This is a genomic window from Bradyrhizobium sp. Ec3.3 (assembly GCF_000472925.1).
Taxonomy (GTDB): domain Bacteria; phylum Pseudomonadota; class Alphaproteobacteria; order Rhizobiales; family Xanthobacteraceae; genus Bradyrhizobium.
Genome location: NZ_AXAS01000035.1, coordinates 14,212 through 28,622, shown reverse-complemented (window position 1 = coordinate 28,622; position 14,411 = coordinate 14,212). Strand labels below are relative to the sequence as shown.

12 protein-coding genes are annotated in these 14,411 nt (G+C 65.3%); 5 read left to right on the top strand and 7 right to left on the bottom strand.

Features of this window, described 5'->3' with window-relative positions; all coding sequences use genetic code 11:
- The first annotated feature begins 46 nt into the window (after positions 1–46).
- From YUU_RS0128840 to YUU_RS0128820, 5 genes are read left to right on the top strand one after another with little or no spacing between them, the layout of a single operon-like run.
- Positions 47–1,027 carry an ABC transporter substrate-binding protein gene (locus YUU_RS0128840; protein ID WP_198031843.1) on the top strand — a complete coding sequence of 327 codons (981 nt, stop codon included), beginning with the start codon at positions 47–49 and terminating at the stop codon, positions 1,025–1,027.
- Positions 1,028–1,081: 54 nt separating this feature from the next.
- Positions 1,082–3,664 (top strand): ATP-binding protein, encoded by a 2,583-nt coding sequence (locus YUU_RS0128835; protein WP_027525498.1) that lies wholly within the window; start codon positions 1,082–1,084, stop codon positions 3,662–3,664.
- Complete coding sequence (locus YUU_RS0128830; protein WP_027525497.1) at positions 3,661–4,050, top strand: response regulator; 390 nt, start codon at positions 3,661–3,663, stop codon at positions 4,048–4,050. Before YUU_RS0128835 ends, YUU_RS0128830 begins: the two co-directional genes overlap by 4 nt.
- Positions 4,047–5,300, top strand: coding sequence for an adenylate/guanylate cyclase domain-containing protein (locus YUU_RS0128825; RefSeq protein WP_027525496.1), 1,254 nt, complete (start codon positions 4,047–4,049; stop codon positions 5,298–5,300). The genes YUU_RS0128830 and YUU_RS0128825 overlap by 4 nt, the downstream gene beginning before the upstream one ends.
- A 10-nt stretch (positions 5,301–5,310) precedes the next feature.
- Positions 5,311–6,054, top strand: coding sequence for a hypothetical protein (locus YUU_RS0128820; RefSeq protein ID WP_027525495.1), 744 nt, complete (start codon positions 5,311–5,313; stop codon positions 6,052–6,054).
- Between the two features lie 175 nt (positions 6,055–6,229).
- Here YUU_RS0128820 and YUU_RS0128815 read toward each other — a convergent pair whose 3' ends face one another.
- The 7 genes from YUU_RS0128815 to YUU_RS0128785 form a co-directional block, all read right to left on the bottom strand.
- Positions 6,230–7,117, bottom strand: coding sequence for an ABC transporter permease (locus YUU_RS0128815; protein WP_027525494.1), 888 nt, complete (start codon positions 7,115–7,117; stop codon positions 6,230–6,232).
- Between the two features lie 3 nt (positions 7,118–7,120).
- A complete protein-coding gene (locus YUU_RS0128810) occupies positions 7,121–8,062 on the bottom strand; it encodes an ABC transporter permease (RefSeq protein WP_027525493.1) in 942 nt (313 codons plus the stop codon).
- A gap of 154 nt (positions 8,063–8,216) precedes the next feature.
- A complete protein-coding gene (locus tag YUU_RS0128805) occupies positions 8,217–9,725 on the bottom strand; it encodes an ABC transporter substrate-binding protein (protein WP_027525492.1) in 1,509 nt (502 codons plus the stop codon).
- Between the two features lie 23 nt (positions 9,726–9,748).
- Entirely contained in the window at positions 9,749–10,855 is a 1,107-nt protein-coding gene (locus YUU_RS0128800; RefSeq protein WP_051389933.1) for an ABC transporter ATP-binding protein, read from the bottom strand.
- Positions 10,855–11,844 carry an ABC transporter ATP-binding protein gene (locus YUU_RS0128795; protein ID WP_027525490.1) on the bottom strand — a complete coding sequence of 330 codons (990 nt, stop codon included), beginning with the start codon at positions 11,842–11,844 and terminating at the stop codon, positions 10,855–10,857. The genes YUU_RS0128800 and YUU_RS0128795 overlap by 1 nt, the downstream gene beginning before the upstream one ends.
- On the bottom strand, positions 11,841–12,551 hold the full coding sequence (locus YUU_RS0128790; protein WP_027525489.1) for a DUF1028 domain-containing protein: 711 nt from the start codon (positions 12,549–12,551) through the stop codon (positions 11,841–11,843). The genes YUU_RS0128795 and YUU_RS0128790 overlap by 4 nt, the downstream gene beginning before the upstream one ends.
- Before the next feature lie 18 nt (positions 12,552–12,569).
- On the bottom strand, positions 12,570–14,375 hold the full coding sequence (locus YUU_RS0128785; RefSeq protein WP_027525488.1) for a gamma-glutamyltransferase family protein: 1,806 nt from the start codon (positions 14,373–14,375) through the stop codon (positions 12,570–12,572).
- Positions 14,376–14,411: the final 36 nt, after the last annotated feature.

Here is a 14,411-nt window from a genome sequence, read left to right as displayed (position 1 = left end):
GCTAGACTTGCGCGGTGCGCTGTTGCGCCAGAGCAGGGAAGACATGATGAGGCGGCGCGAATTCCTGGGAGGGCTTGGCTGCGTTTCGCTGCTTTGTTCGGGCTCGGTCGTGGCACAGGGCGGCAAGACCTACCGTCTCGGCACGCTGACACCGATCGTGCCCATTGCGGAGACGAGTCCGGGCGGCAAGATCCTGATCAAGGTGCTCGGCGAGCGTGGCTTCAGCCTCGGTCAGAATCTCAGTCTTGAGCCTCGCGGCGCGGCAGGCGATGTCGCCAAGCTCCCCTCGCTGATCGCGGATCTGAAATCCAGGAGCGTCGATGCCATTGTCATCATAGGCTACCCGACGGCCATGGCCGCAAAGGCGGCGGGCGTACCTACTGTTGCGGCAAGTGGCATCGGCGATCCCGTCGAGACCCGGCTCATCGAAAGCCTCGCTCATCCCGGTGGCAACATCACCGGCATTTCGGACGTCGCGGCGACGCTCAGTGCCAAGCGGCTGGCGTTGTTGAAGGAGATGTCGCCGAAGCTGACCAAGGTCGCCATGCTCTGGAACAAGGACGACCTCGGCATGACCACGCGCTACCAGGCATCGGCGAAGGCCGCCCAGGCGCTCGGGCTGACCGTGCAGGCGCTCGGCGTCCGCGAGCCCGACGATTTCGACGAGGCCTTCTCGGTGATGTCAGGCGATTTGCCGGATGGCATCCTGATGGTGGCGGATGCGCTCACCATTCTCAACCGCAAGCGGGTGTTCGAGTTTGCCGCCGTCCGGAAGCTGCCAGCAATCTACGAAAATGATGACTTCGCCCGCGACGGCGGGCTGATGTCCTACGGACCGGACGTGTCGGAATGTTTCGAGCGGGCAGCAGCACTGGTCGCCCGCATTTTCAGCGGAGCGAATCCCGGCGATCTGCCGTTCGAGCAGCCGACCCGCTATCCCCTCGCGCTCAACCTGAAGACGGCCAAAGCGACTGGACTCGAGATTCCGCCCACCTTGCTGGCGCTCGCCGACGAGGTCATCGAGTAGCGTTGTGCACTGCCGCAAGAGACAAGTCCGGGCCTTCTTGCTAGGTTCGGCGGGATGAGCATTTCCCTCCATCCCGACACGCCGCAGGGCCGGTCGCTTCCTGGTAGCGCAGTGGCGAGCGATGCCGCGTCCGGGGAGGGCCCGCGGCCCGGGATCCGGACCCGGCTGTTCACCAAATATGTCGGGCTGTTCGTGGCCGTGGTGGCCGTTGCGCTGCTCGCCAACGGTCTCTTCGAGGTGTTCTTCTATTATCGTGAGCACAAGGCCGCGCTGATCCGCGTTCAGCGCGAGCAGGCCGAGGCGGCCGCCGCCAAGATCGGCCAGTTCGTCAAGGAGATCGAGAGCCAGCTTGGCTGGACCACGCAACTGCCGTGGTCGGCCGGCTCGATCGAGCAGCGCCGCTTCGATGCGCTGCGGCTTCTGCGCCAGGTTCCGGCCATCACCGAGCTCGCCCAGGTCGATTCGACCGGCAAGGAGCGCTTGCGCGTCTCGCGCCTGGCGATGGACGTCGTCGACAGCGGGATCGATCTCTCCAAGGATGCGAAATTCACCGAGGCCGTTGCGCACAAGGTCTATTACGGGCCTGTCTATTTCCGGCGGGAGTCCGAGCCGTACATGACGCTGGCGCTGGCCGGCACGCGCAAGGACGCCGGCGTCAGCATCGCGGAAGTCAATCTCAAGCTGATCTGGGACGTCGTCTCGCAGATCAAGGTCGGCGAGCACGGGCATGCCTATGTGGTGGGCTCGCAGGGCCGGCTGATCGCGCATCCCGACATCAGCCTGGTGTTGCGCAACACCGACATGTCCAGGCTCGAGCAGGTGCGCGCCGCGCAGGCCGGCGGCGGGACCATGCCTGACTCGTTGCAGGAGGCGACGAATATCCAGGGACAGAAGGTGCTGACGGCGTCTGCGCCGATCGCGCCGCTGGGCTGGACCATGTTCGTGGAGCTTCCGGTCGAGGAAGCCTATGCCTCGCTCTATGCCTCCCTGCAACGTCTCGCCATCGTGCTGCTCGCAGCATCCATCTTCGCAGTGCTCGCAGGGATTTTCCTGGCGCGGCGCATGGTCGGCCCGATCCAGGCACTGCGCACCGGCGCCGAGCGCATTGGCGGCGGCGACTTCTCGCAGCGCATCTCGATCAAGACCGGCGATGAGCTGGAAGGGCTCGCCAACCAGTTCAACGACATGGGCGCGCGGCTGCAGGAATCCTATGCGGACCTCGAGAACAAGGTCGAGCAGCGCACGGCGGAACTGAGCGAATCCCTACAGCAGCAGACGGCGACCGCCGACGTGCTCAAGGTGATCAGCCGTTCCGCGTTCGATCTGAAATCCGTGCTGACGACGCTGACGGAATCAGCGCAGGCGCTGTGCGGCGCCTCGCTCGGCATCATCTGCCTGCGCGATGGCGAGGTGATGCGGCTCAAGGCCGAGTCGGGCTGCACGCAAGCCTTCATCGATTTCATGGAGGCTCACCCGATCAGGCCGGGACGTGAGACCATCACCGGCCGCGTCTTCATGGACGGCAAGCCGGTTCACGTTCCCGACATTCGCGAGGACTCCGAATATAATTTCGGCCAGGCGCCTGTGATCGGCCTCTATCGTGCCGTGCTCGCCGTGCCGCTGATGCGCGACAAGGCGGTTGAAGGTGTGCTTTTGCTGGGACGGCCTGATCCGGGCCCCTTCAGCCAGCGCCAGATGGACCTCGTCCAGACCTTCGCCGACCAGGCGGTCATTGCGATCGAGAATGTGCGCCTGTTCGAGCAGGTCCAGGAGCGCACCAAGGAGCTCTCCCAATCCCTCGACGAGCTGCGCACTGCGCAGGACCGCCTGATCCAGACCGAGAAGCTGGCGTCGCTGGGGCAGCTTACCGCCGGCATCGCGCACGAGATCAAGAACCCACTCAACTTCGTCAACAACTTCTCCTCGGTATCGACGGAGTTGATCGACGAACTCAACGAGGTCCTGCAATCGGTAGGCCTTAACGACAAGACCAAGGAGGAGGTCGCCGAGCTCACCCACATGCTCAAGGGCAATCTTGAAAAGGTGGTACAGCACGGCAAGCGCGCCGATTCCATCGTCAAGAACATGCTCTTGCATTCGCGCGAAGGCTCGGGCGAGCGGCGGGCGGCGGACATCAACACGCTCGTTGAGGAGAGTCTCAATCTTGCCTATCACGGCGCGCGCGCCGAAAAGCCGGGCTTCAACATCACGCTCAAGCGCGACCTCGATCCGGCCGCCGGCATGCTCGACATCTATCCGCAGGAGATCACCCGCGTCTTCCTCAACCTGATCTCGAACGGCTTCTATGCCGCGACCAAGCGCAAGGAGAGCGAGGGCGGCGCTTTCGAGCCGACGCTGAGCGCCTCAACCAGGAACCTCGGCAACAGGGTCGAAATCAGGATCCGCGACAACGGCACCGGCATCCCGCCCGAGGTGAAGGAGAAAATGTTCAATCCCTTCTTCACCACCAAGCCGGCCGGCGAGGGAACCGGGCTCGGCCTGTCCATGAGTCACGACATCGTGGTGAAACAGCATGGCGGCACGGTCGACGTAAATACAGAGCCGGGCGCTTTCACTGAATTCATCATTACGCTGCCGCGCATGCTGGCAGAAGGCAATACCGGAGGCAGGAATTGAACGTCTACATCCTTGTCGTCGACGACGAGCCCGACGTTGAGGCGCTGTTTCGTCAGCAGTTCCGGCGCGACCTGCGCGCGGGCCGTTTCCAGATGGAGTTTGCCCCGTCCGCGCCGGTGGCGATCGAACGCGCCGTCGAAGTGCGCGATCCCTCGCTGATCCTGATCCTCTCCGACATCAATATGCCCGGCATGAGCGGGCTCGACATGTTGCCGAAAGTGCGCGCAGAACGCCCGGATGTGCCCGTGATCATGATCACGGCCTACGGCGATGCGGAAACACGGCGGAAGGCGATCGAGCGCGGCGCGGTCGGGCTTCTGACCAAGCCGATCGATTTTGCGCTGCTGCGGCAGGAGATCGACACAAGGCTCGAGCAAGCAGCATGACATCCACGATTCTCGTTGTCGATGATGAGCCCGATCTGGAGGCGCTGGTCCTCCAGAAGTTTCGCAGGCAGATTCGCGAGGGACTCGTCAGCTTCATGTTTGCCCATGATGGCGTCGAGGCGCTGCAATCGATCGAGCTGCATCCGCATGTCGACCTGGTGGTATCAGACATCAACATGCCGCGGATGGACGGATTGTCGCTGCTCCAGAAGCTCCAGGAGGCCGAGGACAAGAAGTCGACGATCATCGTCTCGGCCTATGGCGACATGAGCAACATCCGTACCGCGATGAACCGCGGCGCCTTCGACTTCCTCACCAAGCCGATCGACTTCGCCGATCTGGAGACCACGATCCAGAAGACCATCCGCCACGTCGAGACGCTGCGCGAGGCGCGGCGACGGCAGGCGGAGGCCGAACGCGCCCATGCCTCGCTGTCGCGCTATTTCTCGCCCGAGATCGCCAAGCGCCTGGCCGCGGCAAGCGGCGAGAGCGACGGCATGGAGGTGCAATGGCGCGACGTCGCGACCATTTTCACCGACATTACCGGCTTCACGACCCTGGTCGAGAGCGCGGCGCCGGAGACGCTGGGCGAGCTCCTCAACGCCTATGTGGGCGGCATGACCGACATCGTGTTCGAGCACGAGGGCACGGTTGCAAAGATCATCGGCGATGCCATCCAGGTGCTGTTCAACGCGCCCGGCGATCAGCCAGATTTCGCAACGCGTGCGGTCGCCTGCGCGCACGATCTCGATAAATGGGCCGAAGACTTTCGCCAGCGCTGGAAGAACAAGGGCGTCAATTTCGGCACGACGCGCATCGGCGTCCATGCCGGGCCCGCGCTGGTCGGTAATTTCGGCGGGAGCCGATTCTTCGATTACACCGCCTATGGCGATACCATCAACACGGCGGCGCGGCTGGAAGCCGCCAACAAGTATCTGGGCACGCGCATCTGCGTCAGCGCCACCATCGCCAAGGGAGCCTCGAATTTTCGGGGCCGGCCCGTGGGCGACCTCATGCTGCGCGGCCGCAGCGAGCCGCTGCGCGCCTTCGAGCCGCTGCCGCCGGCAAGATTCGAAACACCTCTGACGACGCAGTACTCCGAAGCCTTCGCCAAGCTTGAAGCCGGCGACGTCGCGGCCATGCCGGCCTTCGCCGCGCTGGTCGGCATGCACGCCGACGATGCGCTGGCCGGCTTCCACCTCAAGCGCCTGCTCAACGGCGCCAAGGGCGTCCGCATGCAACTGGAATAGGGATTGGAAAATGACCCGCGAATTCGCCGCCGGCAACTATCGCTTCATTCCGTCCGTATTCCAGTATTCGGCGGGCGCCGCCGCCGATCCCGGCTACGAGATCGAGCGGGTTCGCTTCGATCGTCTGGTGCCGCTGGCGGAGGGATTTTCGCTGGCCGCCAAATTCATCCGGGAGGCGGGGAGGCCGCTAACGGCGTTCTGCGCCGGCGAGCTGCGCTCGCCGGCCGCGTTCACGGAAGAAGGCTTCCGCAACTTCAATCTGCACTACGTCAAGACGCTGTCCGAATGGGGCATTTTCGACGGCACCACCAATCCGGTGGCACGCAGCAATGTCTGTCCCGAGATTGATCCGCCTGCCGAGCCATCCTTCCAAGCGTTCTCCTTCACGCGGCCGACGCGATCGAGCACGCCGACCTTCGTGATCGCCGGCGGCGCCGAGGCGCGGGAGGGTAGCGGCAGCTATGTCGAGCGCACCGTGCGCTATCGCGACCTCAGCCCGGAGGGGATCACGGAGAAGGTCCGCTTCACCACCGCGCAGATGGAGAGCCGCCTTGCGGCATTCGGCTTCGGTTGGAAGGAGACGACCGCCGTGCAGGCCTATTCGATCCGCAATTTCCACCACGCGCTGGGCGACGAGCTAGTCCGCCGCGGCGCTCTACGCTCGGGGCTCACCTGGCATTTCGCGCGGCCGCCGGTCGTCGATCTCGAATTCGAGATGGATTGCCGCCGCGTGGTGCGCGAGGTCGTGATCTAGCTTCTGGCGCCGCGTGCACTGCCCCATCTCTCCCAAGGGGAGAGGTCGGCGCGAAGCGCCGGGTGAGGGGTTACGCTCTATCGATGGACCTGACCCCCTCACCCGAATTGCTGCGCAATTCGACCTCTCCCTCCGGGAGAGGTGCTCGGACCGGCGACGACTTTGTCACTTCACCTTAGCGCTGACGCGGATCGAGCGCGTCGCGCAGGCCGTCGCCGAGCAGGTTCAGGGACAGCACCACCAGGAAGATCGCGAGGCCAGGCCAGATCGCCATCCACGGCGCCTGCGTCAGGAAGCGCTGGGCGGCGTTGAGCATGCTGCCCCAGGACGGCGCCGGCGGCTGCTGGCCGAGGCCAAGGAACGACAGCGCGGCCTCCGCGATGATGGCCGCGGCGATCGACAGCGTCGCCTGGACCAGCAGCGCCGGCAGGATGTTGGGCAGGATGTGGGCGAACGCGATCCGCCAGGAGGGGTTGCCGAGGGCGCGCGCCGCCTCGACATAGTCCTCGGCCTTGACGCTCAGCACCTGCCCGCGGGTGAGGCGAATGAATACCGGAGTAGCCGAGATGCCGATCGCGATCATGGCGTTACCGAGGCTCGGGCCCAGGAACGCCGCGAGCGCGATAGCGAGGATCAGGAACGGGCATGCGAGCATCGCATCGGTGATCCGGCTGATCAGCGCGTCGGTGAAGCCGCCGCGGTATCCGGCAAGCAGGCCGAGCGGTACGCCGATGCCAAGCGCGATCGCGACCGAGATGGCACCGGCGAGCAGCGAGGCGCGCGCGCCGTAGACGACGCGACTCAATATGTCGCGGCCGAGCTCATCGGTGCCGAACCAATGTAGCGCGGTGGGGGCTTTTCGCGCGAGGCTCCAGCTCGTGGCAACGGGATCATACGGAACGATCAACGGCGCCAGCAGAGCCAACAGGATGAACGCCGTCATCACGACGAGCCCCGCGACCGCCGCCTTGCGCTTGAACAGGCGCCGCCGCGCGCGGCGTGCGGGGCTGTCGAGCTCGCTCGTATCAGTGGCGGGATTGGTTGAAAGCACCGCGTCGGCCATGGCCTAGCCCCTCAGCCGCGGATTGACGAGGATATAGGCGATGTCGGCGATCAGGTTGAGCGTGATGTAGATCGTCGCGGTGACCAGCACGACACCTTGGACGACTGCATAGTCGCGGTTGAACACCGCGTCGACGATCAGCTTGCCGAAGCCGGGAATGGAAAAGATCTGCTCGGTCAGCACCGCGCCCGACAGCAGCGTGCCGAGTTCGAGCGCACCAAGCGTGATCACCGGCGTCAGCGCATTGCGCATGGCGTGCTTGAGGATGACGGTCCGCTCCAGGAGGCCCTTGGCGCGCGCGGTGCGGACATAGTCGCTCTCCAGCACCTGGAGCATGGCGCTGCGCGTATGCCGCATCAGGATCGCGGCGATGGCGTTGCCGAGCACGAAGGCCGGCATGATCGTGGCGGCAAGGCTCGCGCGCCAGTCCTCCGTCAGCGGCACATAGCCGGAGGCCGGCAGCCAGCCGAGCTCGATCGAGAACAGGAAGATCAGCATGATGCCGAGCCAGAAGTTCGGCGTCGAGATGCCCCACAGCGCAAACAAATTGGCGCCGTAGTCCCAGGCGGTACCTTTCTTGACCGCCGAGACGATGCCCGCGGGAATGCCGATCAGGAACGCGATCAGGATCGCCATCGATGCAAGCTGCAGCGTCACCGGAAGCTTTTGCGCGATCAGCGCGCGCACCGGCATCTTGTTGCGCAGGGACTCGCCGAAGTCGCCGGTCAGAACCCCTTTTACCCAATAGGCGTATTGGACGGGGATGGGCTGATCGAGCCGGTATTGCTTGCGGATCTGCGCGATCACGGCGGGATCACGCTCCTCGCCGGCCATCACCAGCGCCGGATCGCCCGGCAGGAGTTGCTGCAGCGAGAAGATCAGCACCGACACGAAGAACAGCGTCGGTATGATCTGCGCAAGACGGCGGGCGAGGAAGTTCAGCATGGACGCTCCCATGTCCCGGGCGCGGCGCAACATGCAATGTTACGACGCTGAACCGGGATCCATGCGTCATTGTTTGGGGCTCTGGGTCCCGGCTCTGCGGTGCGGCGCTCGCGCGCCGCGCCGCGTCCGGGACACGAGCGGGTAGCCAAGCGCGTCACTTCAGCTTGAGGCCGACGACGCGAACGAGGCCGTCCGGCATCTGCTTGTAACCTTCAAGCCTGGTGGTGTGGGCGATGATGATGCGGCGGTGGTAGAGATAGAGGATCGGCTCCTCCTCCTGGACCAGCTTCGCCAGAGTCTCGTAGATCGCCTTGCGCTTGTCGGGATCGCTGACGAGGCGGGCCTCCTCGAGCGCCTTGTCGGCCTGTGCATTGTTCCACGCGCCATAGTTCTGCGGGGCATCACTGTGCAGGAAGATGTAGGAGTTGCCGTCGGGATCGACGCGGCCGCTCCAGGCGAGCATGAAGGCCTGATAATCGCCGGCCTCGGCCTGCTTGAGCCCGGTCGCAAACTCAGTGACACGGATCTTCATGTCGAAACCGGCTTCCGCCGCCATCGACTGGATCACCTGCGCCGGCGTTTCGGTTTCCGCGCCTTTCGGCACCAGGAAATCGACGCTGACGGGCGGCGTCACGCCGGCCTCCTTCAACAGCGCCTTGGCCTTCTCCACATTGCGGGCGCGGACCGGAACGGCCTTCTGATAGAAGGGATGATCGGGATTGACCCATTGGTTGCCGACCTGAAACTCGCCGTTGAAGACGACCTGGTTGATCGCCTCGCGGTCGATGGCAAGGTCGAGCGCCTGGCGCACCTTGGCGGACTGGCTGAGCGGCCCCTTGGCCTTGTCCTTGCCGATGTTGAGCGTGACGCCCTGATAGCCGAGCTCGATGGCAGTGGCGACCTTCAGCCGCGAGTCGGCCCGCACGTCCTTCAGATCGGTCGCGAGCACGCGCTCGATCAGATCGAGCCCGCCGGATTTCAGATTGGCAAGCCGCACGGTGGAATCGACGATCGGCTGGAACACGACGCGGTCGATGAAGACATTATCCTTGTTCCAATAGTCGGAAAACTTCTCGAACACGATGCGGTCCTGCTGCACGCGCTCGACGAACTTGTAGGGTCCGGCGCAGACCGGATGCAGGCCGAACTTGTCGCCTTCGGCTTTCGCAGCCTTCGGCGAGACCATCATGCCGGCGCGGTCGGTGAGCTGCGCGAGCAGCGGCGAGAATGGCGCCTTCAGCACCAGCCTGATCGTGAGGGGATCGACCACCTCGACATGGTCGACCGAGGCGAGCTCGGGCTTGCGGAACGAGCCCGGGAAGGTGAGGTGTCGCTCAAGCGAGAACTTTGCGGCCTCCGCGTCGAACGGCTCGCCATCGTGGAATTTCACGCCGGGCCGGAGCTTGATGACGAGCGCCTTGCCGTCGTCTGCGGTCTCGCTGGACAACGCGAGCTGCGGCACGATGTTGAGCTTCTCGTCGATGTCGAACAGCTTGTCGCAGAATGCGGCGAACACGATGCGACCGACATAGGTGCGCGCCATGGTCGGATCGAGGATATCGGGGTCCTCGGCAAGGCCGATGCGCAGCGTGGTCTGGGCCTGGGCGGCGCCGAGTGACACCAGCAAGGTGGCGGCGGTCGCCGCGAGACGGAACATCTTCATTGCATCACCTTCATGGCTATCGGCTATCTCGGTGTGACCGGTGCATCTTGTATACAAACCCCGGAGGGGCCAGCGCCTTCCGTCTTTCGGCTGAAGGCTGCGACCAATTTCGCGAGCTCCGGCGACATAGCGTGCGGGGCGGGCAGGATGGCATCGGCCGGTGGCAGCTCCGCGACGCGGTGACATGCCGTGGCATGGCCGCTGCTATCAGCCAAAAGTTGCGGTGCCTCGCTGCGGCAGCGGTCGACCACGAACGGGCAGCGGGTGTGGAAGCGGCACCCCGTCGGCGGATTGAGCGCGCTCGGCATCTCGCCCTTGAGCAGGATGGTGCTTCGCTTTGCGTGCGGCTGCGGCAGGGGAATCGCCGACAACAGCGCGCGGCTATAGGGATGGCGCGGCGCGGCGAACAGTGCGTCGGCGTCGGCCGTCTCAACGATGCGACCGAGATTCATCACGGCGACGCGGTCGGCGATGTGCTTCACCACGGCAAGATCGTGCGACACGAAGATGTAGGCGAGGCCAAGGCGATCCTGCAACTCGCGCAGCAGGTTCAGGATCTGCGAGCGGATCGACACGTCGAGCGCCGAGACCGGCTCGTCGCAGATGATCAGCCTGGGCTCGACCGCCAGCGCCCGCGCAATCGCGATGCGCTGACGCTGCCCGCCGGAGAATTCGTGCGGATAGCGGCGCGCGAGCCTCGGCTCCAGCCCGACCAGCCGCAACAACTCGGCAACGCGCTCGCGGCGGCACGATGGCGGGACCAGGTCATGCAGCGCGAGCGGCTCGGTCAGAATCTGGCCGACGGTCATGCGCGGGTTGAGCGAGGCGTAAGGATCCTGAAAGATGATTTGCGCCTTTCGGCGGAAGGTGCGCAGCGCATTGGCGTCGAGCGCGAGCAGATCACGACCCTCGAAACGGACGCTGCCGGCATCCGGCTCGATCAGCCGCAGCACCAGCCGGCTGACCGTCGATTTGCCGCAGCCGGATTCACCGACCAGCGCGAGCGTCTTGCCGGTTTCGAGCGTAAAGCTGACCCCGTCGACGGCCTTGACGAGGGCCTTGGGCCTGCCGAGCAACGAGCGCTCGGCAACGAAATGCTTGACCAGATTTTCGACCTCGAGCAGCGCCATCACGACACCAGTTGCTCGAGCGGCGCGCGGATGCAGCGCGAGAGGTGGCCGGGGCTGACTTTCGCGAGTGGCGGCGGCGCCTTGGTGCAAGCCTGAAGCACGAACGGGCATCTCGCCGCAAAGCGGCAGCCGGCCGGCGGCTGCGCCATGTTCGGCACCATGCCTTCGATCGTTGCAAGCTGCTCGGCGCGGTGGTCGAGGCGCGGGATCGAGCCGAGCAGGCCGACGGTGTAGGGATGCTGCGGCGAGGCAAACAATTCGTCCACCGGCGCGCGCTCGACGATCTCGCCGGCATACATCACCGCCACCTCGTCGCAGACCTCGGCGACGACGCCGAGATCATGGGTGATCAGGATAATGGCAGCGCCGCTTGCCGCCTTCAATTCGCGCATCAGCTCCAGGATCTGTGCCTGCAAGGTGACATCGAGCGCGGTGGTCGGCTCGTCGGCGATCAAAAGGCGGGGGTCGCAGGCGAGCGCCATCGCGATCATCACGCGCTGGCGCATGCCGCCGGAGAGCTTGTGCGGATATTCGTCGATGCGCCGCTCGGGCGAAGGGATATGGACGCGGCGGAGCAGCTCGATCGCCCGCTCGCGCGCACTCTTCCTTGTGCCGCCGCGGTGGCGCAGGATCGCCTCGATGATCTGGTCGCCGATGGTGAAGCTCGGATTGAGCGAGGTCATCGGCTCCTGGAAGATCATCGCGAGCCGGTTGCCGCGCAGGTCGCGCAGGCTCTTGTCGGAGCTTTGCAGGAGATCAACGCCATCGAAGCGGATGTTGCCGGTGACCTCGCTGGTCTGCTTCGGCAACAGTCCCATGATCGCAAGCGACGTCACGCTCTTGCCGCAGCCGGATTCGCCGACGAGACCGAGCGTCGCGCCATTGGCGACACTGAGATCGACGCTGTCCACCGCGTGGGTGATGCGGCCATCGTCGCCGTGGAAGCGGACGCGCAGGCCCTCGATCTCGATGAGGGGCGCCGCGCTCATTGCTCGGTCGCGCGGGCGGCCGCGATGCGGGCGTCGATCACCGCGCGATCGGTGATCCCCGCGGGGTTCCGGCGCGTCGGCAGGGAGTCGCGGAAGTGTACCCAGAGTTCGTTGCTGACCTGCTCGAGCCGTGCCAGCTCGGCGAGCGGATCGGGATGATCGTCGACGCGCAGGTCGAGCGCGGACCATTCCTCCTCGCCATGGATCAAGAGCGCAGCAGACTGCTTGCCACGCTTGTCGCCGCCTGCGGCTTCGCCGGCGCGCATCGCCGCCAGCAGGCGGCGCGGGAAGGGCAGGCTGTCATTGGCGATGTAGGTCTTCGCCGTCTCGCTGAGGACATCAGGACCGGCAAGCATGTTGCCGGCAATGGAGAAGCCGCTTCCCGCCGTGTGTCCGCACCAGTCGATGCAGTCGCGGCCGGTGTGCGCCGCGACCTCGCCACTGGCGTCCATGATGTGGACCTGGCGGCTTTCACGGCCATCATCGGTCGCCAGCAGTGCCGCGAGCACGTCATGCGCATTCAGGGCTTCGCGCAACAGCTTGATGCCGTCGATGCCATAATAGGGATTGACGAAAGCCTGCGTCGCGATGGCGCCAAGGCCAGCGGCGATGAAGGGGACGCGCGCGCCGACGGCGAAGAAGCGCGTCGCAACCGCGATGCCGAATTGGCCGGTGGCAGGATCTCGGGCGATGATCGACCAGGTCATGTCGTGCTCGTCAGCCCTTCAGCGTCCTGCCGCGTAACCCTGCATGCCGCGCGGATTGGCGGCGGCGCGTCGGCGCACCCCGACCCGCGAGGCGGCCGTGAGGCGGCCCTCGGACCAGTCGGGGCCGACCTCCACGATATGCCCGCGCTCGCGCAAATTCTCGATCGTCGCCTTGGGCACGCGGTTCTCCACCACGAGCACGCCGGGGCGCGCGGTGCGCGGCCAGAACGAGATCGGGAAATGCTCGGAATGCCAAGCCGGCGCGTCGATCGCCTCCTGGAGATTGAGGTTGCAATGGACATGCCGCAGGAAGAACTGCGTGATCCACTGATCCTGCTGGTCACCGCCCGGGGATCCCCAGGCGAGATACGGCTCGCCGTCACGCAGCGCCATGGTCGGCGACAGCGTGGTGCGCGGACGCTTGCCCGGCGCGAGCGAGGCGGGGTGACCTTCCTCCAGCCAGAACATCTGGGCGCGGCTGCCGAGACAAAAGCCGAGTTCCGGAATGACCGGCGAGGATTGCAGCCAGCCGCCCGATGGCGTCGAGGACACCATGTTGCCGGCCTTGTCGATGATGTCGAAATGAACTGTGTCGCCGCGCACTTCGCCGAAGCGTCCGACTGTGGGCTCGCCGGCGCCGAGCGCGCCGACCGCCTCGCGCTGGCCTTCGGCGCGGCGCAATTTGACGACCCCGCCAAAGCCCTCGACCGAGCCGGGTCGGAAGTCGAGCGAGGCCTTTTCGGTGACCAGCTTGCGGCGCTCGTCGTTATAGGCATCCGACAAGAGCGTCGCGATCGGGATCTCGTTGAACTTCGGATCGCCGTAGAACTTTTCGCGATCAGCGAAAGCGAGCTTGGCGCATTCGATCTGGAGATGGATGAATTCCGGGCCCGTTGGATCGAGCCCGTCGAGCGCAAAGCCCTTGAGCAGAGCGAGCTGCTGCAGCGTGACCGGACCCTGGCTCCAGACGCCGGCCTTGCAGACGGTGTAACGACCGTAGTCGTAAGTCAGCGGCGTTTCGATCGTCGGCTGCCAGCGCGCCATGTCGTCGGCCGAGAGAACGCCGCGATGCGGCGTGCCGCTGACGTCCATCACCTCCTGCGTCCGGCAGAACTTGTCGATGGCCTCGGCGACGAAGCCTTGCGACCAGGCGTTCCGCGCGCGCTCGATCTCGGCGTCGCGGCCACCGCCGCCACTTTCGGCTTCGCTGAGGATGCGGGCGTAGGTCGCCGCGAGTGTCTTATTGGTGAAGAGCGTGCCGGGCTTCGGCACCTCGCCGTTCGGAAGATAGACGGCGGCCGAAGTCGGCCAGTGCTTGCGAAACAGCTGCTCGACGGTCTTGATCGTCGCGCAGGCGCGTTCAACCAGCGGATAGCCGTCGCGTGCGTAGGAAATGGCGGGTTCAAGCACGTCGCGCACACGCATCGTGCCGTAGTCGCGGAGCAGCATCATCCAGGATTCGAAGGTGCCGGGAACGCAGGCCGCAAGCAGGCCGGTGCCGGGGACCATGTCGAGCCCTTCGCTCTTGTAATGGGCAATGGTGGCGCGCGCCGGCGCCGGGCCCTGGCCGCAGATCACTTCGGTGCGGCCGCGCTTGACGTCATGCACGATGATGGGCACGTCGCCGCCGGGGCCGTTGAGATGCGGCTCGACCACCTGAAGCGTGAAGGCGGTCGCGACGCCGGCGTCAAACGCGTTGCCGCCTTTTTCGAGGATGGCCATGCCGACGGCGGTCGCAATCCAGTGCGTGGTGGCCACGACCCCGAACGTGCCTTCGATCTCGGGCCTCGTCGTGAAGGGATCCGGATTGATGTTGCTGGCCATGGGAGATCACTTTTCTTGTTTGCGGCGGGCGCAATT